The following is a 21627-nucleotide window of genomic DNA, read 5'->3' as shown; positions in this document are numbered from 1 at the left end:
TTTGAAAGAAAAGATGGTAAAAAGAAAGTAATAGAATTTATATCCAAAAATATTTTAAATGGTAATGTCCAAAGGAATAAATATGATATTTTAGAAAGCTCAATGAATATATATGGATTGCATATCACGATTTTGTTTGAAGTTAAGTGTGATATTAAGACATGATAATTATTAAGGTGGAAGCAGATTTTCATGGTTGTCATGATCGGGTTATGATTTTTTAAAAATAATTTGAAGAATTGACCTGATGGGAGCAGAATTTGACGACAGCCAAATCTCTGTGAACCTCAAAAGCTTTCCAATCGAGGTATAATCTCAAAACCAAGCGCTGCATTAAATCAATTATGCATTCAAAACCCTGAGCAACTATGTGATATCAACTTAACTTTAGTTCACGCAAAGGAAGGAAGAAGCGCTAAGGACGCGAAGTAGTACATAAATAAAAAAATGAAACCAGTCTGAACGGTGTAGCATTTGGACAAAAGTCAAATCTCTGTGAACCTCGAAAAATATCCAATCAAGTATAATCTCAAAGGCAAGCGAATTTCTAAAACATATTTATAATCAAAACCCTCTGCAACTCTGTGATATACCTTCAAAATCTCTTTTTCCCCTCCATCGTAAAAACATCCCTGAAAAACCACTATTTTTCTAAATATCAACAAAAACACATACGGCGCATATATTTAATGTAATAGTTTTGTATTCTTTCAATTTATTAATTTATCATTTAAACATATATCTCATGAAATATGCAATACTTTTATTGGCCTGCTTCTAGCGAACAGCATCCTCTCAACATGTAAGATTTGGTGTAAAAGGTGCGACGTATCACTTTTCAACGCTTCCGGGTCCTCAGAATATCACAGCAAAAGCCGGGATTCGGTGGTGTATGCAGGTGGAACAGTGGGATCGGCAAATTCGATGGTCCGAGACCAAACTACAATTGAATTGTAGCATCCAGCGCGGTATCAAAAACAATTATAAAGTAGGCGATGACATTATTTCCAAGCGGTCAATTTCACTACTTCAGTTGTCTTTCCCGGTTTTATTCAGGTATTTTATCAGGCCATCATTTAGTTTAAATGCCGGTGGTGCTTTTAATTATAATGTTTATGCTCAAGGAAAAACGACTTCAGTCAAAAACAATGCTACAGTGGTCAACAAATATATGGATAAAGACCAATTACAAAGGGTTCAAGGCAATTTATTACTGGGTATCAACTATTATTATATGCTGGGGTTTTTCCTCGATGTGAGGTACAATTTCTTTGGTACGCCATTATTGAAGGACATCGGAACCCTTAATTATAAAGATAATTTACATACAATTCAGGTGGGTGTGGGATATAAATTTCAGCACCAAATGAAAGGGAAGGGAAGAAAGTAGTAAATTCCTAAATTCTAATAATCTATTCAAAAAGTGAAGCAACTGAATAGCTTGCCGTTGACTTTAGTCAACGGATATTAGATCAGAAACTAAGGACTTTAGTCCCCTTTCTTAAAAACTAAATTATGTGCATATTTCTGATACTGATGTGATTAAATAGCTAAAGCAATTGTGTCGAATAACTTTTAAAGCGACTAAAGTCGGGAGGGTGGTAAGCTTGGATCCGTCGGTTAAAACCTAGGTAAAATATATACTTTGAACAAGGAAATAATGGAGTGCTAAAATAGTTTGCCGTTGGTTTTAACCAACGGATAAGGAGTGTTAAGCCAGTTTTATTTCTCCTTCCAATTTTGTTTTCCTACTAATTTTTCTTATTTTTATAAAATTACGAACTAAAATTTAAATTATTTTCATGGATTTTGATGAAGCATATAGTCTAATTGTAAAAAAAATTACCAATTGGTCTCATGAGTTTGTGCTCATGTTTCCTAATTTCTAGTCGCATTAATAGCACTTGTATTGGGGTTTCTAATAGCAAGGGAGTAAGGAGAATTGCAAGGAAAGTTATATTTAAGGTTTCTACCAATAGCGCTTTGAATGGGTTGTTTATTTGCAGTGATTTATTTTGTTTTTATTATTATAACACTATTTGTAGTGCTAACATTCTTCAACTTGATAAAGCTGTGGTATCTATACTTGCGGGAGCAGGAGTTCTTGGATTGGCTCTTGCCTTCGCCTTTCAGGATATTGCAGAATTTTATCTCAGGAGTATTTATCTCTTTACGTCGTCCTATTCAGATCGGAGATATAGTCAAAATAGGAGAATACATGGGAGAGGTAACAGACATTAATTTGAGAGATACTGTGCTTCTTACCTTTCAAGGGCAATTAGTAATAATTCCAAATAAAAGTGTATTTCAAAATCCAATTGAAAATTTTTCTATGTTAGGTAAAAGACGATTGGATCTGGAAGTTGGTGTCTCTTATGGCGAAGATCTGGAGAGAGTAATGCGCATTACATTGGATGCGGTGAAGAATATTGAAGGATTGTCTAAAGATGAACAAACCACTATGTTTTATAAGGAATTTGGTGGGAGTTCGATTAATTATACGATCCGACTATGGCTCGAGAATGTCAAACCAGCATCTTATTTGATCGTATGTAAATCAAGTAATAATCAATATCAAAAGGCCTATGATGAAAATGATATTATGATTCCATTCCCGATCAGGACATTAGATTTTGGAATTAAGGGTGGCAAAGAACTTAGTGAAGTTAACTTGAGTATTTTGGATGGAAAAAGTAGCTAATTAATCTATTTTATATTTGTATTCAATTAACTAAGAAATAAAACATGGAGATTAATCTTCTACTTTTTTATCGACATAATTGGAATTCAATATAGACAATGCTCCCATGTAATCTAGTTTGAAGGAAATCAAATCTCCAACTTTATATTTCTTTTTCGTATGGGATATATCCACCACTGTCATGTCTGAACTGGCATCAATAATTTTAAGTTTTGTATCTTCTAATATAAGATATTGAGGCTGCATGTCCAATAGTCCTATATCAAGAATAGCCCTAGTTGAACTACCACTGAGGTCATCCTGGTCATCCATTGAAAAAGAATTACCAGCCACATTTTTACCTAATTCACCAATTGGCAAATCAGGTTTTTCTGTTATTTCTATGATTTCTGCATACAGTTTGAATACATCATTGTGCATCCCTTTCATCGTTTTCCTGTGAAAAGATCTTTTCCAAAATACAATGCCTCACCTACTGAAAATGATTTACTGCCATTGGGCTGGCATTTTTAAGTAATAATGGAATAGCTACACTTGTGCCCCGGAAACCCATGGAATAGTTTTTGAAATTTTGTCTCAATCAATAATTTATACAAACTTAATTGGATCAATTTATCTTGATTGGGCATTACGCCACTTAGACAATTTAGATTAGTACCGATCCCTGAAATCGAAATTCCATTTAAGCTCATCGCTCTTTGATAAAGTCCAAAAGTTCTTCTCCTAATACGCCTTCCTGAGATCCCCATTTCAACCATGATGATGATCTTGGAATCTTACCTTGTTTGATAGCTTCTTCTGATAGCCATTCGATTGTTCTGATCTCTGTATTGAAACTCACATCTGCATAACGAACTATTCTGGAAATACTTCTTTTAGCTGGTGGTTTGATATAAACTGTTTGAATTCCCGGATTTAATCTTTTAATTTTTTGAATATTACTTATTCGGGAATCATGGATTTCCATTGTTCCTAATGCAATTATTTCTTTTAGATAAATTTCATTACCGCAAAGCATCTTTGAAACGACACCCCATTCAATATTTCTGGACTTGAATAAATTATCCAGAAATTGATAATTCTGTTGAAGTTTCTTTCTATTTAGAGTTATATATGCCATAATTAAATAATTATTCTGGGTATTTCCTGACTTAACCTGGTCAGTAATTCATAGTTTAATAAATTGCTGAAGTCACTAAATGACGCAACAGATAAGTCCAAATTGTCCTGCCTGCCTATTAATACAACTTCATCTCCAATGTGGATATTTAAAATCTCAGAAACATCTACCAACATCATATTCATATTAATAGTGCCGATGACCTGGCAGCGATACCCGCTGATCAACACCCTTCCCTGATTACTAAGTGTACGACTGTATCCATGCGCGTAACCTATGGGGACGACCGCAATCTTCATATTTTCGGATGCCATGTAACTATTACCATAACCTATAAATTGTCCCTGCGTAACCTTTCTGATGCTCATGACCTTTGATTTCCAGCTGATGACTCGACGAAGTGGATCAATGTGTTTTTTGCTTACATTCAGGTAATTTACAAATGCTTCCGGACTTGGCCACAGTCCATATTGCATGATGCCGATACGGACCATGTCCATGCAAGTCTCAGGATACATCATTGCGGCAGCTGAGCAGGCAGTATGTCTAAGAATGGGAGTTAATCCTTCTGCACAAAATCTGGTATATAATTTTGGATATTGGTCCATTTGATTTTTAACCCTATAATAATTAGCGATGCTTTCTGCCCCGGCATAATGAGTGCATAACCCTTGAAAAATGAAATGATCCTGCTCCTTTTTTAAATATTTTATTAAGGAAGAAATCTCTTTAGGTTGAAACCCGGTCCTATTCATCCCGGTTTCGATCTCAATGTGCAATTTGACTTTTTTGCCAAGTTTTTTAGCTGATTTAATCGCGGCTTCCAATCTTTTCTTTTCGAAAACGTAAATCGAAACATTATTTTCAATTGCCCAAGGGATGGAAGTATTTTCGATCCAACCCATGATCATGATTTCTGCGCGGTCTTTTACTACTTCATTGACTTGTCTGGCTTCATTACAGTCAAAAACAGAAAAATGGGTCACACCGGATTCCAAGGCCATTGTAACAAATGGTTTAATTCCATGACCATAGGCATTTCCTTTTACTACAGATGAAATTAGGACTTTTTTGCCAAAATGTTGTTTCAGAAATTGCCAATTGCTTTCAAAAGCTTCTCGGTTTATTTCTATCAAGGAATTGTCATGCATCCAGGGCGACTTTACTGATATTGTAAAAAATGTCTATGCCGGCTTGAATGATTTCATCTGGAAAGTCATAATCGGGATTGTGCAAAGCAGGTACATTTTCGCCACTTCCCAAGCCAAACATGGCTCCTGAAAAATGTTCTGTAAATAGACCGAAATCCTCACCCCATTTAAATGGTGCATCCTTTTCAATCAATGAAAGGGAAGTATTTTGTACTGCCTCCCGAATCATATTAACTGCCTCTAAACTATTTTCATTGGCTTTAAATTCTTGTGTCCATTCTATTTCTATATCGAGATTGTATTGAGAAGCAATGATTCTGGCATTTTTTTCAAGCCTTATTTCCAGCTCTTTCATCAAGCCATTTTTTGTTCTGCGAAAAGTATAATGGACTTCTCCGGCTCCTGCGGAAATGCCATAATCCTTAGTCCCCAAGTGAGCATATATCAGTGTCAAAACTGCGAAATCATCCCTTTTCATATCTGGTTGATTTTTTCCTTCAAATGACTGAATAATAGTGGCAATTGCCAATCCCGGATTAAATCCATGTTCCGGCTCGGCAGCATGTGAAGTTTTGCCCTTTAGCTTTATTATAATGCTATTTACAGCACAAGTGAATGTGTCATTTTTGACCACAATTGAATTTTTTGGATAACCTGGAAGGTTGTGTAGTGCAAAAGCCAAATCCGGATGATAAGGTTTGAATTTATCATCATTGTACATAGCCACTGCTCCCATGCCATTTTCCTCAGCTGGTTGGAATAAGAGTATTATCCGTCCTTTTTGAGGCCTGTCGGAAGAGAGTTTCTTTGCCAAGCCGCACAAAATGGTGGCGTGTCCATCATGCCCACATTTATGAGAGACATTATCGGTCAATGATTTGTAAGAAAAATCATTGACCTCCTGGATAGGAAGCGCATCCAGTTCAGCTCTGAATAAAACAGTTTTACCTGGTTCTTTTCCATTGAAAACAATAAGTATACCATCACCTCCGACATTAGTAATTATTTCATCCGGACCGAATGGTTTAATAAAATTAATTACTCTTTTGGCTGTTTCCTTTTCAAAACCGGATAGCTCTGGGTTTTGGTGTATTTCTTTTCTTAGTTGAATTAAGTCTTGCATGGTTCTTTGGTTATTTTAAAAGTAAACGGTAAGATTATTTGGTGAACGGCGAGAGGAAAAGGCGAGAGGTAAACAGCGAACAGCGAACAGCCATCCACCGAATTCAGAATAACCCAAACATTCAATTTATTTCTGCAAACGCATTTCCAAATATTTATTCGTAAAGCCCAATTTCTCATAGAGTCCTTTTGCAGGATTATCCGGTTCTACATGTAATGCGATCGCCCCTTCAGTTATTTCAATCGCTTTTTGCATGATTTGTTTGCCATAGCCTTTGCCCCTCTTACTACCATCAACAGCTATGTACACCAGTATGTTTTCCGGAATATATCCGTTCATGCCGGTGTTGTTTAGAATTGTTAGGCCTACAATATTTCCTTCATCAAATCCGATAATGATGTTTCCTCCTCTGTTTGGATCCAAAGCATATTTAACGCATTTCAATATATCTTCTATTTTATCGCCATATTGTTCTAAATGTTTAAATAAAAAGGAAGCGACTGTATCGTCATCGGTAATTCTATTGTTTTTATTCGAAGGATTTATTATTTCAAATTGCATATTTTAATTGTTTTTTTTTGGAGATATTTTATTGAATCCAAGATTATGTTTCCTTTATTTTAAAAAAAATTAATATAAAAACCAACGAATAGATCATGTAAATAATTAATATAGTAATGTCTATAATGTACATTAATCTATCTTATTTTTTACGGTTTTAATAAAAAAATCATTGAGATTGCCGTAAGAAAACGACGGTGTACTTATGAAAAATCAACAAAAATATTTCAGGGAATAAAACCGAAAAACCATTCACCTGTGGGTGCTAATACGTTGCAAAGGTACATAAAATATTTTTAAAGGCTCTAAAGAGGGTTTTGGATGGGTAATGGGTAATTGACTATGGTTCAAATGACAAACAATTAAACATCATGTTAGTATTCGTTGTTTTAGGCTACTTTTGCGACCGAAAATTCAAATTTTATCATTTTCTTTAATTAATTAGTTCCATTTATGGACTAAATTTCGCTTAATTCTTATCAATGCAAAAAGTAATTAATTTATTCGATTTCAAACAAAAGGTAGACTATAAAACGGAAGTTTTATCAGGACTGACGGTGGCACTTGCATTGGTTCCGGAAGCGGTTGCTTTTGCATTGATCGCAGGACTTTCACCTTTGACAGGGTTGTATGCCGCCTTCATGATGGGTTTGGTGACGGCAGTATTTGGAGGACGTCCGGGTATGATATCGGGAGCTACGGGAGCCGTTGCGGTCGTTCTGGTTGCATTAGTCAAGAGCCATGGTGTCGAGTATATATTTGCCACTGTGGTTTTGGCAGGGATTTTTCAAATGTTAACAGGTTTTTTGAAATTAGGTAAATTAATACGCCTGGTGCCGCATCCGGTGATTTTTGGATTTGTGAATGGATTGGCCATCATCATATTTATGTCACAGCTGGAACAATTTAAAGATTCGTCAGGAAATTGGCTTACAGGGATATGCTTCTTGGACTGGTATTTTTAACGATGTTGATCATATGGGGATTACCAAAAATAACGAAGGCAATTCCGGCATCTTTGGCTTCCATTCTTGTGGTTTTTGGAATTGTATATTTTGCAGGTATTGATACCCGAACCGTTGGGGATATTGCCTCCATCCAAGGTGGCTTTCCACCCTTTCATATACCGGCTATTCCATTCAATATAGAGACTCTAATGCTCATCCTTCCATACGCCGCAATCGTGGCAGGAGTGGGATTGATCGAAAGTTTATTGACTTTAAATATCGTGGATGAAATAACTGAAACACGCGGAAGAGGCAATAAGGAAGCTGTGGCGCAAGGAGCAGCAAATATCCTTTCAGGATTCTTCTCCGGAATGGGAGGATGTGCTATGATCGGACAAAGTTTGATTAATGTGTCGAATGGCGCAAGGGCAAGATTGTCAGGCATCGTAGCTTCGGTGATGTTGCTGGTATTTGTGATGTTTGGTTCCGGTCTGATCGAAAAAGTACCCATGGCAGCCTTGACAGGATTAATGATCATGGTGGCTATTGGAACATTTGAATGGGCTAGTTTGAAGACTTTTACTAAGTTTCCAAAATCTGACATTTTTGTTATGATCATGGTTACGCTTGTCACTGCTGTACTCCACAACTTGGCTTTGGCTGTAATTATAGGCGTAATCATTGCCGCTTTGGTTTTTGCATGGGATAATGCAAAGAGGATTCGAGCTAGAAAAAGTATTGATTCAAATGGAGTCAAGCACTATGAAATCTATGGCCCACTGTTTTTTGGCTCCACCACGGCTTTCGCTGAGAAGTTCGACATATTGAATGATCCTGATGAAATAATAATTGATTTTAAAGAAAGCCGGGTTGTCGATATGTCTGCTATTGAATCGCTCAATAAAATTACAGAGCGATATCAAAAAGTGGGCAAAAAGGTGCATTTGAAGCATTTAAGTCCTGATTGCCGCCAATTGATAAAAAATGCAGAAGAAATCATTGACGTAAATGTAATCGAAGATCCGACTTATGGGGTCATGTTGAATGAATAATAGAGATTTCTATTGCTGAATTTACATATTTCAATTGGTAAGCCCGTACTTAATTGACAATGCGTTTAATTATAAAATTACTTTTAGAATGTTACTAGAATTGTGATTTTGATTCCTATCTTTCAACTTAATAAAAAGAATGTATAGTGAAAATGATATAAGAGATTATGTAAAAATTTATTGATCTTTGTCATACTAAGTGTTGAATTAATAGCTATACTTTAGGGCTTATAAACACTCTATCTTTAAAATAATTTCACACTCATCTATCTAAAGTGTTATAATAATTATGGTTAATGTTATCAAAAGAAACAATGTAGTGGTATCCGGGACAAGGGGAACAAGTTATTTTGTTCGCTCATGGTTTCGGATGTGATCAAAAGGCTTGGAATTACATAAAGAGTTCCTTTGAAGACGATTATAAGATTGTCATGTTTGATTATGTAGGTGCCGGCAATTCAGATCTATCCGCTTACAATGCTGAAAGATATGATTCTTTATATGGATATGCTAAGGATATCCTTGAGATTTGTGAAGAATTAGATCTTAAGGAGGTGATTTTTGTTGGACACTCGGTTAGTGCAATGATAGGAGCTTTGGCATCAATTGACAAACCTGATTTATTCAAAAAATTGATTTTTATAGGACCTTCTCCATGTTATATTCATAAGGAAAATTATCAGGGAGCTTTTGACCAGGAAACTATTGACGGCTTATTTGAAGTAATGGAAGAGGATTATATTGGATGGGCCAATTCCCTTGCTCCGGCTATCATGGATCGAGATAATGGTCCGGAACTTGGCGAAGAACTAATAAATAATTTTTGTTCAATTGATCCTGTTATCGCCAGACAATTTGCCAAAGTTACCTTCCTATCTGATAATAGACCTGATCTCCCCTTTATTCCAGTTGAAAACCTTACTATCCAGAGTTCTGAAGATATGATAGCGCCACTCTACATAGGACAATATATGAATGATAATGTCCCGAATAATACCTTAGTAGTTCTGAATGCTAAGGGACATTGTCTCCACATGAGTCATCCTGAAGAGACTGTAAGAGTAATAAAGGATTTTATAAAACTTTGATTGTCAATTAATTTTCCTAAATTTAAGTTGTTTTTAGTATAAAATTATAGAATTGAAAGAAATGAGTAAAACAGATGACAATAAAATAATTGAGGAATATGACAGGATTGCACCTATAATCTATGGTAATATTTTGAATCAAGTCCCGCAGGAACCCATTGCAAATAATATTTTTGAAAAGGTAATGGTTGAAGTTTTGGCAGAAGATTTACCTCAAAACGAGAGCTTGCAAAGTCCCATTATAACCATACTTAATAAAGCCCGTAAAAAAAGTAAAAAGACCATCGATTCACTGAATTTATTTAGGGAATGTAGTGGTGGAATTGAAGTGAAAAAGAGTTGAGAAGTTAACAGTTTTTAGAAGTCAGAAGTCAGAATGATTCCCCTGGATGACATTATTCAATCTACATTTCGACAGTTCAATAATCGACTGAAATTAACATCAAGAAGTTGAGATTGCTCTTATTACCCATTACCCATTACCCATTACCCATTACCCATTACCCATTACCCATTACCAATCACCCATCTGTCTGAATCACGCTTTAAACGGATTAAAGGATTTCACTGATTTAAAAGTTAGAAATTATATGAAATTAGAATGATTCCCATAAGCGACTTTATTCAATCTACATTTCGACAGTTCAATAATCGACTGAAATTAACATCAAGAAGTTGAAATTGCTCTTATTACCCATTACCCATTACCCATCACCCATCTGTCTGAATCACGGATTAAACGGATTAAAGGATTACACTGATTTAAAAGTTAGTATGCCTTTCTTGGATACGTTATCATCAATTCATATTTTTTCTGCTCAATAATCGCCTGTGATTTAAATCAGGAAGTGCTACCCACTCTTATTACTGATTACTGATTACTCATTTCCTATCTTCATCTTCTGCAGATATTCATCGATTTTCTCAGGTTTATCGATGGGAGCGAATCTTTTCACAGGATTTCCATTTGAATCGATCAGAAACTTAGTAAAATTCCATTTAATCTTATTTCCAAACCATCCATGCAGCTTCTTTTTCAAATATTTAAACAATGGATGAGCGCTATCACCATTGACATCTACCTTTTCAAACATAGGGAATGTTACGCCATAGTTGATTGAACAAGTGGCCTCTATTTCATCCACACCACCCGGCTCCTGCTGTCCAAATTGATTGCATGGAAAACCTAAGATTACCAAGCCGTCATCTTTGTACTTATTATAGAGCGTCTCCAGTCCTTCATATTGTGGAGTCAAACCACATTGGCTCGCTGTATTTACTACAAGTATTGTCTTGCCTTTGTATTCTTCAAAATTGACTTTCTTTCCTCTAAGACTATTAGCTGAAAAATTATAAAATGAATCGCTCATAAATTTTATGTATTAATTTAATTTATTGGTGGATTTAGTCCTTTTTTTGTCCAAGCGTTGGTAGACCATAATGCCAAGGCAATGAGTACTGGTTGGAAAAATAATCTGATCAGTCTCGCTGAATCCGTGTCCAGTCCGAATCCGTCACGTTGATTTGCCCATTGTGCGATATTACCGGGAAAGACTGCTACAAAAAATGCTGCAGTGATCCACCCTATGGTAACTTTATATTTAGGAAGTGCTATTAACGATGCTCCAAGAATTATTTCTACAATTCCCGACATAATTACGACTGTGTCTGCATCAATAGGAAGCCATGGAGGAACCTGCGCTTGAAACTCTTGTCGACTAAAGCTCAGATGGGATATGCCTGCTCCAAGAATGAAGGCGCCGAGGACGATTCGCCCGATGTTTTTGAATAGTTGAGGTGTTAGAATCGATTTTCGGGTAGTCATATTTTATTTTTAATTCAAATATTTATAGAACATGAAGGATAAAAACGTGCAGATTAACATCCTATGGCCGTTCTTATAACTCTATGAGAGAAGTTTAAGTTTTACAATCGAATGACATCTATAAAGATTTTATTTTTACGAGTAGCAAATACCATCATTTTTCTTTGATCTCAACTTGCTGTTTTAACACTTCAATTAATTTTAAATATTGAAATATTATATGTTTTATATTCGCAAGTAAAAGAAGTAGAATCGAGGAAATTTATGTCTTTTAAAAATATATATCCATTTGGGATGAGAGCCAACTAAATATTATTTTGACTCAAGTTTCGGTAGTCAAATTTACTTTTTTGAAAGATAAATTTTAATTTTAATAAAATGTTAGATGTTAGAAGCTTGTCCGACAAAGCTGTGGCGAGGGCGGGGTAGATTTTAGATGGCTTTCCATCAATCACATGGATATTTTTTCTATTAAACTTATTAAAGAAAAAATATGAATCAATTGACTAAACTCCATCTAACATCTAACATCAGGCATCTACCTTTGTTTCTTAACTGCCGAAACTTGAGTTATTTTGATTTACAATACATTTTTTAAAGTGCACATACTCTGAAACGGTTACTATGCAAGCTTTAAATCTTATATTGAAATGCATATCTGCATTTACATTAGTTTTTTTTAATTAATTTGAGTTAAATTCACAGAATAATTAGCTCACTTGAGATTTATTATCATCTATATTATCCTTTCTTTCATTGCATGTCATATACATGGACAGGCAGTGATTCCTAAAATTTCACTTGAAAAAAGAAAAGGACAAACTCAGATCAATTTGGTGGATGAAATGATCGAACAGGCTCGACTTGATTGGCTCTCTGGAATGGACTCCCTTGCCTATGCAAAATTAGAAAAAGCCATCATTGATTCAAAAAAGCTAAATTACGCAATGGGCGAGGCCAATGCCAGAAGCCAATGGGTGCGAATTGAGATGGATTATCAAGATCAGGAGCCACTTGCTCAAAGGCATTTAGATACAATGTTTCAATTAGCTAAAAAAAGGCAAAAATGCCTCTCATAGAGGGTATCGCACTGTTTAGAAGGGCGCAGATAGATTATGATTTCCTGAGAGATATGAAAACGCCATGAAGATGCTACATCATTCTAATGAAATCTTTAAAAGCGAAGGAAACAAGCAATGGGAGGCATTATATTATTCCGAATACGGTAGTGTACTCACCTATAAAGGACAATATTATGAAGCACTTGACCTGCTACTTAAAGCAAAAAAAAATTCAGGATAAATATCAATTAGTTTCAAATCTAAAATCTACTATATCCAGTATTGCGAATATTTATCTCATGATCAAGAAATACGATCTGGCGCTGAAATTTTCTAATGAAGGTGAACATTTAGCAGATAGCCTAAATGATTTGAATACCAAAGTATTTTACAAGAACCAAAAAGGTGTGATTCTTAACAAGCAATTCAAATTTAAAGCAGCTATTACGCAGTTCAAAGGAGGCATATCTATCCAGGAACCCATGGGTAAGAACCAGCGACTGGTCAGTATGTACGCAAATCTGGCTGATGCTTATATAAAAACAAATGACTTGGATTCTTCCCAAAATACAACGACCTTGCCAAAACTTTACACAAGAAGTTGACTGGTGAACAAAGTTGGGGATTTCACACAGTTTTCATTAATGATGCAAAAATAGCTTTGTTGAAGGGAAAACTGTCTGAAGCAATTGAAATTGCGAATTTTGGTCTAACGATCCTTGAAAAATCTGATATTACATTTCCTTCTGAAAAGAAAGAATATTATGAGATCTTGTCAAATGCCTATGAAAGGAACGGAGAAAGCAGGAAAGCTTTTGAAAATTACAAGAATTATCAACGATGGTCTGATACGATATATAATCAGGATATCAATACTCAGTTATTGGAAAAAGCTTACAACTATGAAATTTCGAAAAATGAACAAAATTCAAAGTTGAATCTTGAAAAAGTTAAACACCAGAAATTGATGACTACACGTAATTTACTTATCATCATTTCTATAATTGGATTTTTTAGCACCTTATATATTCTCAGGACCAATAAAAAATTAAAAGAAATAAATTTTGCTCTAAAAACTAAAAATTTAGAGATTGAAAATGCTTTATACCAGGGCCAGAATATCGAAAGACGAAGGTTGGCTGATATTGATCAAGAGGATCAAAATGCCCAACTTACTACTTTGAGATCATTAATTAAAGCCATAGACCCGGATCAACTTGATGACCATAATAGTGTAATTTATAAGAAACTCATTGACATAACAACAAGTGCAACTAATGTTGATGGACTTATCTTTCACAATACACTTCCCGGTGTTTTGGAGCAAGATGGAATTGTGGCAGCGACTCATGCTTTAGTTTCAAAATTGACGGTGCAATACAATACATTGTTTAATTTAAAGGAAGAAGATCACATTGGACGATTTCAAATAGATATGGAACACCAATTGTACCAGATTATTCTTGAATCAATCAACAATATTGTTAAACATGCTGATGCGAGCTTCGTGAATATCAATTTCAAGAAAGTAGATAGTCTATTCATTGTAACTGTGGAAGACGATGGTCGGGGAATTGATGTTGATCTTAAAAAAGAGGGAAAGGGTATTAGTAAAATGATCAGTTTGGCTAATAAAATGGGTGGTGAATACAAAATTGAGAATTTGCTTCCAAATGGCACGAAGATTTGGGTCAAGATACCGATTGAAGAAAATTCAAAGAACTAATTTATTCAATACCAACTATTTTATATTTATCGGATAAATGATGGGAAGGAATTGAGGAATGTGGTGAAATTAATTGAAGGTATGGTGACGATAGTTGGGAAATTTTAGAGGATGTAGCTACTCATAAACTATCGATGAAAGATTTAATATTATCAGCCTTTACTTCGGTAAAATTTCCTTCAGCAATTTGTTTTTTACTTTCTTCTATTTTAGCCACAAAGTCAAGATCATAGTTTTCTACTTTTGAAATTTCAAATTTGATTTTAAGGGCTTGCATAAAGGCTTTCAAAGCTGAACCTTGCTCAATGTTTTGCGAATGTGCTATGAATATATCTTGTGATTTCAAAATATGATTGGTTTATATATCAACGAAGTATTTGAAATTTTATGCTAATTGTAATAATAATAATTTTGAATGCCCTTTGTTCATTATCTCCTTCCAATAGTTCGATTTGTCTTTACCTTAATTTTCTTTTGCAATAACTACAAACAAATATAAATAAAAGCGCAGAGAAAATGACCTATTTTAATGTTGAAACTATCTTTTGGGATTACGAATCGAAAAAGAATCCTTGACAAGAAAGTTATTTCTTTTATGTTTCGCAAGGTCACCAGTCACAGACTGGCGCCAACGTGGAAAAAATCGGGAACTCACAGACTGCCGCCAGCGTGGAAGCTAGATAGTCGTGATTTCTATTTCAAATGCACCAACAACACACTAATATCCGCCGGATTAATCCCACTGATCCTTCCTGCCTGACCTAGAGATGCCGGCTTTGTGCTTGTTGAGTTTTTCGCGTGCTTCGAGTGATAAAGAAGTTATTGTGTTGTAGTCGAAGTCGGGTTGCAACTTCATTTCTTCCAGCCTCGTCACCCTATTGACCATTTCCATTTCTTTGATGATGTAAGACTCATATTTCATATTAGTCTCCGCTAGTTGCACGATCTCCTCATCGTAATTGGAGAGAAAATTATTTAATGCTGGCATATGGGTGGCCATATCTCTGATCTGAACATTCGGGCGCGTAATGACTTGGTCCATCTTGACCTTTTGCTTCATTGGGCTGCTTCCTATTGACTCCAAATGTACATTAAGTTCTGCCGGATCAGCGCTTTGCTCTTTGAAATAAGTAAGGATCTCTTTGACTTTTTCATTTTTCTCGTGAACCCTCGCCATGCGCTTTTCAAGACCTTTCATGCCAAGTCCTTCAGCCAAAGGTGTTAATCTTAAGTCTGCATTATCTTGTCTGAGCAGGATTCTAAACTCTGCACGGGACGTAAACATCCTGTATGGCTCATTGGTGCCTTTATTGATCAGATCGTCGATGAGGACGCCTATGTAAGCTTCAGAACGGCCAAGAATGAATGGATCTCTTTCCTGCACAGCTAATGCAGCATTAATTCCTGCCATCATGCCCTGACAAGCAGCTTCCTCATATCCCGTAGTACCATTGATCTGTCCTGCGAAATACAAGCCTGCAATCAGATGAGTCTCCAACGACATCTTCAGCTGTGTAGGTGGAAAATAATCGTATTCAATGGCATAGCCAGGGCGGAACATTTTCACATCTTCGAAGCCGGGAATCATTTTCAGCGCCTTGTATTGCACATCTTCAGGTAAAGAACTTGAAAAACCATTGACATAGATCTCGATGGTATTTCTGCCTTCCGGCTCTACAAATAACTGATGTCGCTCCTTATCTGCAAATCTTTCGATCTTATCCTCTATAGATGGACAATAGCGTGGGCCACGTCCCTGGATCCTACCCTGAAACATAGGTGACTGAGCAAATCCTGTTTTTAAGACTTCGTGGACCTTATCATTCGTATAAGTAATGTGACAAGGTATTTGATTTTTTATAGCGGGTGTATCAGAATAGGAAAATTTACCAGGGTTCTCATCACCCGGCTGTTCTTCCATATTGTTATAATTGAGGGAGCGACCATCGAGTCTTGGTGGCGTCCCTGTCTTCATTCGTCCTGCTTCAAATCCTAGTTCTACGAGTTGTTCCGTAATACCTTTGGCTGCACTTTCTCCAGCTCTTCCTCCACCGAATTGCTTCTCACCGATGTGGATGATGCCATTCAGAAAGGTACCATTGGTCAATACAACAGACTTACCACGAACTTCTATGCCCATGCCTGTTCTGATGCCGACGACTCTTTTATCTTTGACAATGAGGCCTGAGACCATTTCCTGCCAGAAGTCTATCAATGGATTTTGCTCCAGCATTTGTCTCCACTTCCCGGCAAATTCCATCCTGTCACTTTGTGCACGCGGACTCCACATGGCAGGGCCTTTGGACAAGTTGAGCATTCTGAACTGAATCATTGTATGATCCGTGACGATACCGGAGTATCCACCCAGTGCATCCACTTCTCTGACGATCTGTCCTTTGGCGACACCTCCCATAGCAGGATTGCAGGACATCTGTGCGATGGTCTGCATATTCATAGTGACGAGCAGTACTTTTGAGCCAAGATTGGCAGCACCCACAGCGGCTTCACAACCTGCATGGCCTGCTCCGACTACTATCACATCATATTCTGGAAACATAGGAGGAAAAATAAGTTATAATATTAATGTTTATATATATTATCTTTTATACTATTGGATGGCAAATAAATATTTAGTTTATACTGGTTTATAAATTTCTGAATTGTTTTTATTTACCAGATACAATCATCGGAGTTTCTCTGCCTCTCTTCGTTAATCAGGCAAGCCCGCCGTCGTTGAACTTAGTCGGGCAAGCTTCTAACTTCTGATTTCTAACTTCTAACTTTTAAATTCAAGTTGAGTAATATCAAGGGTTTTGTAAAAAATATTTTCTCCAAAACTTGATTTATAACGTTCGCGAAGTAATTACCTTCTGCGATCTTTGGTTTGCATTGGTGGTTTGCGTTTGTTTTTCCAGCTTTTGACAGGAGTAGGCGTCTGTAGGAATCGCTTTTTAGCTTGTGATGACACCAAGCCGTCCAGATCTTTGTCCTCATCGATGCTTAATTCTCCTTTTGTGATAGACTGCAAGTCTTGACGTATCATATCGTCACTCACGAAATGTTCTTTATTCCAGGTTTTGTAAGCCAGCTTCATGTAAGAGCCTATGACATCGACAAATTCCTTTTTAATTGGTCCATCTTCCATGCCGAGTGCCTTCTGGATCATCAGGGGCACATTGTATCCGTAATGCTTGAACTGAAGGTGGTGGACAGGATATTTGAGTTGTTCAGGACGTAGCATTTGATCCTCGAAGGTAGGTTTAACACCGCCTGGAGGCAGTACCTTTAATTCGAAACCAGCCATGTAATACATGTCATGCCAAAGTTTTTCTCTATAGTTATCTACACTTTTGCTTTCCGGAAATAGCTGGATGATCATATCGATCGATCGCTCGATGTATGCTCTCTGTTCTTCAGGATCTTCCAGTTTCTTGATACTATTGGCCATTCTCTGAAGGTGTCTTCCGTATTCTGGAAGTACGAGGTGGTCACGTTCTGTATTATATTCTAATGTTTTTCTTTCTTCTAAACTTCTAATAGCCATAATGGTCTTTTGTAAAATGTAATGGTGAAATGTTGTTTGTAAAATGTAAAATGTTATTCGACAGTAACGGACTTGGCAAGGTTTCTTGGTTGGTCTACGTCACAGCCGCGCATTAATGCGATGTGATAAGATAATAATTGTAAAGGAATCACTGAAAGTAGTGGTGTCAGAGGATCTTCCGTCTCAGGTATTTCAATGAAATAATCTGATAATTTGGCGATCTCTACATCACCTTAACATACGATGGAAATAACTATACCTTTTCTTGCCTTCACTTCCTGAACGTTGCTAACGATCTTATCATAAGCATTTTTGTTGGTAGCGATGACGATGACAGGCATCTTCTCATCTATAAGGGCGATAGGTCCATGTTTCATCTCTGCAGCAGGGTAGCCTTCTGCGTGGATGTATGAAATCTCTTTCAATTTCAATGCGCCTTCCAATGCGACAGGAAAGTTAACTCCACGTCCAAGATAAATAGCATTGGTACTATCCTTGATCTCTGACGCAATATATTTGATCTGATCACTTTTTTCCAAAACTTTCTGGATCTTGCCTGGGATTTTCCAATTCCACGACCAATTCCTGGAATCGGGACTTAGAGATCGTTCCTCTTGCGCTTGCTAATTTTAAAGCCATCAACGTCAGCAAAGTCACTTGTCCTGTAAATGCTTTAGTAGAAGCAACACCGATCTCAGGACCTGCATGTATATATGATCCAGCATGCGTAGTTCGAGCGATAGATGAACCTACGACATTCACAATACCGTAAGTCAGCGCGCGTCTTTCCTTAGAAAGTTCGAGTGCTGCAAGTGTATCTGCTGTTTCACCTGACTGCGAAAGTGCGATCACAATGTCATCCGGTCCTATGATTGGATTTCTGTATCTGAATTCAGATGCATATTCTACTTCTACAGGTAGACGGGCGAGGTCCTCATCAGATATTCTCCTATAAGGCCATGTGCCAACTAGTGCCGCAACTAACAATATTTAATTTCTGAACATTCCTGAATTTCTCCTCATATTCTTCAACACCTCTTAGGTGGATCCAGCTTTCCTCCGCATTTAATCTACCTCTCATACAATCAAGGACAGTCTCAGGTTGCTGATGTATTTCTTTCAACATAAAGTAGTCGTAGCCGCTTTTTTCCAGGGCTTCGATCTGCATGTCAAGTAATTCTACTTTAGGATTTTTGACTTCATTTCTGATGTCTTTAATCTGTAATCTTCCGTTTTTGATGATGGCGATCTCTTCATCCTGAAGATATATTACTTTTTTAGTATAGTCGATGATCGGAGTAGCATCCGAACCAATGAAATATTCATTTTCACCAAGACCGACTACCAGTGGGCTACCTTTGCGTGCCGCTACAAGGATATCCGGGTTTAACTTGTCGATGACGACGATAGCATAGGCGCCGATCACTTTAGTGAGAGCTATCCTGACTGCTTCATCTAGTTCAAGATTTTCTGAAGACTGGATCTCTTCAATTAAGTGAACTAGCACTTCTGTGTCCGTCTCACTAATGAAGGTGTGTCCCAACTTAAGGAGTGCTTCCTTCAGCGTAGCATAATTTTCAATGATCCCATTGTGGATGAGTGCCAGTCTACCATTGCCTGAAAGATGCGGGTGAGCATTGATATCGTCAGGTTTACCATGGGTGGCCCATCTTGTATGCCCGATACCCACGGAACCATTCTTGTTTTTGCCCTCAGTGAATAATTCAAGGTTATTAACCTTTCCCTTTTCTTTTATATATATTGAGATCACCATTGAGCAGTGCTACCCGGTACTATCATAAACCTCTGTACCCAGTCTTTTCAACCCTTTTAGCTAGTATAGGGTAAGCATCCTGTGTCCGATATATCCAACTATTCCACACATAAAGACGAATTGATATAATTTACTTTATATTAAAGTATTCTTTAAACAATAAGTTTCCAATTTCATAGGGTTAGCTTAAGTATAGGCCATTTAACAGCACTCTTGCAGGTAAAGTCCCTAGAGTAAAGTATACTAAGATACAACTCATTTGTTTTTGTCCATCAATATAATCTGTTAAATATTTAGGCAAGCGGATTTTATATTTATATTTAGCTCCGACCATTCTCTGTAAATCCTTCTTTGTTCCACCATAAGCGGAAGCTAGTGAAGATGTCAATGCAATGCTTCCATCGGTAGTCGAGATTAATTCTCCATCAGAGTTCTTTTTTAAATAACTATAACTGAAGTGGCAGTGCATATAAGTTGTTTATGTGATCGGTCACAGTCAGTTCTAACTCTTAGAAATTAAGGCATCATACTTTAGATAAGAGAGATTCGGGTAATGTTATTTTGACTCTTGACCCTGCTAATGATTGTATGAATAAAACACTATCTGTGGTTGGATCCAGGTATTTTGGAACCGACTGCCAGTATAATCATGTGTAAAATGAAGTATGACCAACCCAGTTGCTATTGGTAATCAAAATAATTGGGGTTGTGGTATCACTCTGCTGTAGGCTTATAATAAATAGTAAGTCTATTATTGGTATTAATTATGTTAAGGCGGATCATGCTTTTGTTTCCCGCCATTTGGTTTAATACTTAATCCTTCAAACTGTTCCCAGTTTTGAACTGGTGTTGAAGGTAGGAATCTGGAAGAGATTTCAAATAATTGACGAAATCATTGTTAAATCTAAAGGCAGATGAGGAATCACTTGGAAAGGGTTTGGGTATAAAAACGGAAAATGTTGGAGACTGGAACTGCATCTGTTTGGTAGTTAAAATTCAATACAAGGTGTCCTGATTGTTGATATTTTCTGTAATTTTGAAAACATCCAGACTAATTTGGCTAGAGAGATCCACAAAGCCCTGTACTGTCTATGTCATAATATACATCCCAAACTACAGAGTCTATCGCAGATGCAGAAAGATTGGTCGCTTTAGAACTAATGGCTTTATTGATTACAAACTGTGGGTACAACATTGGCAGTTATAATTCCAAATTCATCATCAGCCGCAGGATAGCACCTACAATACTATTACCAGATGTAGCAGTAGAACCTGGTACATACATTCTAATTCTGGCACCTGGCTCTGAAATTAAGCTTTCAAAGAAAAGGTGTCGAGACGAAGGGAATATTATTGCCAGAGACGAATTCTTTTCCAAAATCACTGGGTTTGTTATAACCGAAGAGGGCGATCAGAAGTAGCGCTGTTGAATAAAGTATATACTTTCACAAATTTTCTTTAAAGATTATACAAAAAAAGGATTATTCCTCAATCAGCTTATTGTAGAACTCCATGTATTCTTCTTCATATTTTCCAAAGGAACATAATCCAACACAGGGATACCTTTTCAGCTTTTTGATTGCTTTGGTAACGGATTCATCTAGATCCCTTACTGTCATGCATAATTCCATCAGTAAACGCTAATGCACTTCTGATTTAGTGCGTGACATCCTTGTTTTTCATGAAGGGCTTGGAGATCTTCTGCCCAAGATTGTTGATAGAGGCCCCTTGTCCAGGAATTTAGGTGTGAAGAACCCAGAAATATCCTCTTTGTAAGGTGTATAAATAATTTTAAATTTATTTAGGATAGGTCATTTATAAGCGGTTTTCAGATAAAAAGGAATCAACGCCGTCATCCAGCCGAAGCAATGGATATAGTCTGCCGCCAAACCGAACTTTCTGATCGTCTCGATGACACCTTCGCAGAAGAATACCATTCTGTCTTCATTGTCAG

22 protein-coding genes and 2 pseudogenes are annotated in these 21627 nt (G+C 36.7%); 8 read left to right on the top strand and 16 right to left on the bottom strand.

From position 1 onward, the window contains the following. The first annotated feature begins 892 nt into the window (after nt 1–892). Together IPI15_RS14485 and IPI15_RS14480 are read left to right on the top strand one after the other, a co-directional pair. Entirely contained in the window at nt 893–1390 is a 498-nt protein-coding gene (locus IPI15_RS14485) for an outer membrane beta-barrel protein (RefSeq protein WP_287420909.1), read from the top strand. A 597-nt stretch (nt 1391–1987) separates the two neighbouring features. Beyond that, complete coding sequence (locus IPI15_RS14480) at nt 1988–2701, top strand: mechanosensitive ion channel family protein (RefSeq protein ID WP_287420908.1); 714 nt, start codon at nt 1988–1990, stop codon at nt 2699–2701. A gap of 51 nt (nt 2702–2752) precedes the next feature. On the opposite strand, the gene IPI15_RS14475 is transcribed toward IPI15_RS14480, so the two are convergent. The 5 genes from IPI15_RS14475 to IPI15_RS14455 all read right to left on the bottom strand — a co-directional run bounded on the left by IPI15_RS14475 (nt 2753) and on the right by IPI15_RS14455 (nt 6656). Further along, nucleotides 2753–3130: a type III PLP-dependent enzyme domain-containing protein gene (locus tag IPI15_RS14475; protein ID WP_287420906.1), complete on the bottom strand. Its 378-nt coding sequence runs from the start codon at nt 3128–3130 to the stop codon at nt 2753–2755. Nucleotides 3131–3389: 259 nt separating this feature from the next. After that, nucleotides 3390–3821, bottom strand: a complete 432-nt coding sequence (locus tag IPI15_RS14470; protein ID WP_287420905.1) for a hypothetical protein — start codon at nt 3819–3821, stop codon at nt 3390–3392. A 2-nt stretch (nt 3822–3823) separates the two neighbouring features. Next, the gene (gene alr, locus IPI15_RS14465) at nt 3824–4972 is read right to left on the bottom strand and encodes an alanine racemase (RefSeq protein ID WP_287420904.1); all 1149 of its coding nucleotides are present in this window, start codon (nt 4970–4972) and stop codon (nt 3824–3826) included. Beyond that, entirely contained in the window at nt 4965–6095 is a 1131-nt protein-coding gene (locus IPI15_RS14460; RefSeq protein WP_287400478.1) for an amidohydrolase, read from the bottom strand. The genes alr and IPI15_RS14460 overlap by 8 nt, the downstream gene beginning before the upstream one ends. 126 nt (nt 6096–6221) lie before the next feature. Beyond that, a complete protein-coding gene (locus tag IPI15_RS14455; protein WP_287400479.1) occupies nt 6222–6656 on the bottom strand; it encodes a GNAT family N-acetyltransferase in 435 nt (144 codons plus the stop codon). A gap of 482 nt (nt 6657–7138) precedes the next feature. Here IPI15_RS14455 and IPI15_RS14445 point away from each other — a divergent pair. From IPI15_RS14445 to IPI15_RS14435, 3 genes and pseudogenes are all read left to right on the top strand, one after another. Further along, nucleotides 7139–8655: pseudogene (locus IPI15_RS14445) on the top strand (SulP family inorganic anion transporter). A 350-nt stretch (nt 8656–9005) separates the two neighbouring features. Then, nucleotides 9006–9743 (top strand): alpha/beta fold hydrolase, encoded by a 738-nt coding sequence (locus IPI15_RS14440; protein ID WP_287420901.1) that lies wholly within the window; start codon nt 9006–9008, stop codon nt 9741–9743. 52 nt (nt 9744–9795) lie between these two features. Then, on the top strand, nt 9796–10086 hold the full coding sequence (locus IPI15_RS14435; RefSeq protein ID WP_287420900.1) for a hypothetical protein: 291 nt from the start codon (nt 9796–9798) through the stop codon (nt 10084–10086). Between the two features lie 535 nt (nt 10087–10621). On the opposite strand, the gene IPI15_RS14430 is transcribed toward IPI15_RS14435, so the two are convergent. Both IPI15_RS14430 and IPI15_RS14425 read right to left on the bottom strand, forming a co-directional pair. Next, on the bottom strand, nt 10622–11113 hold the full coding sequence (locus IPI15_RS14430; RefSeq protein WP_287420899.1) for a glutathione peroxidase: 492 nt from the start codon (nt 11111–11113) through the stop codon (nt 10622–10624). A 17-nt stretch (nt 11114–11130) separates the two neighbouring features. Further along, nucleotides 11131–11568: a DoxX family protein gene (locus tag IPI15_RS14425; RefSeq protein WP_287401618.1), complete on the bottom strand. Its 438-nt coding sequence runs from the start codon at nt 11566–11568 to the stop codon at nt 11131–11133. 719 nt (nt 11569–12287) lie between these two features. Between IPI15_RS14425 and IPI15_RS14420 the strand changes: the two genes are divergently transcribed. The 3 genes from IPI15_RS14420 to IPI15_RS14410 all read left to right on the top strand — a co-directional run bounded on the left by IPI15_RS14420 (nt 12288) and on the right by IPI15_RS14410 (nt 14355). Continuing rightward, a complete protein-coding gene (locus IPI15_RS14420; RefSeq protein ID WP_287420898.1) occupies nt 12288–12647 on the top strand; it encodes a hypothetical protein in 360 nt (119 codons plus the stop codon). 86 nt (nt 12648–12733) lie between these two features. Beyond that, nucleotides 12734–13234: a tetratricopeptide repeat protein gene (locus tag IPI15_RS14415; RefSeq protein ID WP_287420897.1), complete on the top strand. Its 501-nt coding sequence runs from the start codon at nt 12734–12736 to the stop codon at nt 13232–13234. A gap of 59 nt (nt 13235–13293) precedes the next feature. Next, nucleotides 13294–14355: a sensor histidine kinase gene (locus IPI15_RS14410; protein ID WP_287420896.1), complete on the top strand. Its 1062-nt coding sequence runs from the start codon at nt 13294–13296 to the stop codon at nt 14353–14355. A 121-nt stretch (nt 14356–14476) separates the two neighbouring features. Here IPI15_RS14410 and IPI15_RS14405 read toward each other — a convergent pair whose 3' ends face one another. From IPI15_RS14405 to IPI15_RS19895, 9 genes and pseudogenes are all read right to left on the bottom strand, one after another. Continuing rightward, a complete protein-coding gene (locus tag IPI15_RS14405; RefSeq protein ID WP_287420895.1) occupies nt 14477–14701 on the bottom strand; it encodes a DUF2683 family protein in 225 nt (74 codons plus the stop codon). A 347-nt stretch (nt 14702–15048) separates the two neighbouring features. Beyond that, on the bottom strand, nt 15049–15102 hold the full coding sequence (locus IPI15_RS20160; protein WP_502711652.1) for a hypothetical protein: 54 nt from the start codon (nt 15100–15102) through the stop codon (nt 15049–15051). Then, nucleotides 15089–16912, bottom strand: a complete 1824-nt coding sequence (gene mnmG, locus IPI15_RS14400) for a tRNA uridine-5-carboxymethylaminomethyl(34) synthesis enzyme MnmG (RefSeq protein WP_287420894.1) — start codon at nt 16910–16912, stop codon at nt 15089–15091. The genes IPI15_RS20160 and mnmG overlap by 14 nt, the downstream gene beginning before the upstream one ends. Before the next feature lie 306 nt (nt 16913–17218). Further along, entirely contained in the window at nt 17219–17899 is a 681-nt protein-coding gene (locus IPI15_RS14395) for a DUF4290 domain-containing protein (protein ID WP_287420892.1), read from the bottom strand. Nucleotides 17900–17952: 53 nt separating this feature from the next. Further along, a pseudogene (gene glmS / locus IPI15_RS19900) lies at nt 17953–19784 on the bottom strand (glutamine--fructose-6-phosphate transaminase (isomerizing)). Nucleotides 19785–19854: 70 nt separating this feature from the next. Beyond that, a complete protein-coding gene (locus IPI15_RS14375) occupies nt 19855–20142 on the bottom strand; it encodes a hypothetical protein (protein WP_287420884.1) in 288 nt (95 codons plus the stop codon). Nucleotides 20143–20733: 591 nt separating this feature from the next. Further along, nucleotides 20734–20868 carry a hypothetical protein gene (locus IPI15_RS14370; RefSeq protein WP_287420882.1) on the bottom strand — a complete coding sequence of 45 codons (135 nt, stop codon included), beginning with the start codon at nt 20866–20868 and terminating at the stop codon, nt 20734–20736. Nucleotides 20869–20874: 6 nt separating this feature from the next. Continuing rightward, nucleotides 20875–21051, bottom strand: a complete 177-nt coding sequence (locus IPI15_RS14365) for a hypothetical protein (RefSeq protein ID WP_287420880.1) — start codon at nt 21049–21051, stop codon at nt 20875–20877. A gap of 433 nt (nt 21052–21484) precedes the next feature. Continuing rightward, on the bottom strand, nt 21485–21627 hold a 143-nt coding region (locus IPI15_RS19895), incomplete at its 5' end, for a glycogen/starch synthase (protein WP_353845311.1).

Source organism: Candidatus Brachybacter algidus, from assembly GCF_016707225.1.
Lineage (GTDB): Bacteria > Bacteroidota > Bacteroidia > Chitinophagales > Saprospiraceae > Parvibacillus > Parvibacillus algidus.
This window is presented reverse-complemented; position numbering and strand designations above follow the sequence as displayed.

Bases quoted from the DNA above. Each gene is read 5' to 3' on its own strand.
- IPI15_RS14485 (WP_287420909.1), top strand. From the start codon at position 893: ATGCAGGTGGAACAGTGGGATCGGCAAATTCGATGGTCCGAGACCAAA.
- IPI15_RS14480 (WP_287420908.1), top strand. From the start codon at position 1,988: ATGGGTTGTTTATTTGCAGTGATTTATTTTGTTTTTATTATTATAACA.
- IPI15_RS14475 (WP_287420906.1), bottom strand. From the start codon at position 3,130: ATGAAAGGGATGCACAATGATGTATTCAAACTGTATGCAGAAATCATA.
- IPI15_RS14470 (WP_287420905.1), bottom strand. From the start codon at position 3,821: ATGGCATATATAACTCTAAATAGAAAGAAACTTCAACAGAATTATCAA.
- alr (WP_287420904.1), bottom strand. From the start codon at position 4,972: ATGCATGACAATTCCTTGATAGAAATAAACCGAGAAGCTTTTGAAAGC.
- IPI15_RS14460 (WP_287400478.1), bottom strand. From the start codon at position 6,095: ATGCAAGACTTAATTCAACTAAGAAAAGAAATACACCAAAACCCAGAG.
- IPI15_RS14455 (WP_287400479.1), bottom strand. From the start codon at position 6,656: ATGCAATTTGAAATAATAAATCCTTCGAATAAAAACAATAGAATTACC.
- IPI15_RS14430 (WP_287420899.1), bottom strand. From the start codon at position 11,113: ATGAGCGATTCATTTTATAATTTTTCAGCTAATAGTCTTAGAGGAAAG.
- IPI15_RS14425 (WP_287401618.1), bottom strand. From the start codon at position 11,568: ATGACTACCCGAAAATCGATTCTAACACCTCAACTATTCAAAAACATC.
- IPI15_RS14415 (WP_287420897.1), top strand. From the start codon at position 12,734: ATGAAATCTTTAAAAGCGAAGGAAACAAGCAATGGGAGGCATTATATT.
- mnmG (WP_287420894.1), bottom strand. From the start codon at position 16,912: ATGTTTCCAGAATATGATGTGATAGTAGTCGGAGCAGGCCATGCAGGT.
- IPI15_RS14395 (WP_287420892.1), bottom strand. From the start codon at position 17,899: ATGGCTATTAGAAGTTTAGAAGAAAGAAAAACATTAGAATATAATACA.
- IPI15_RS14375 (WP_287420884.1), bottom strand. From the start codon at position 20,142: ATGCACTGCCACTTCAGTTATAGTTATTTAAAAAAGAACTCTGATGGA.
- IPI15_RS14370 (WP_287420882.1), bottom strand. From the start codon at position 20,868: ATGTTGTACCCACAGTTTGTAATCAATAAAGCCATTAGTTCTAAAGCG.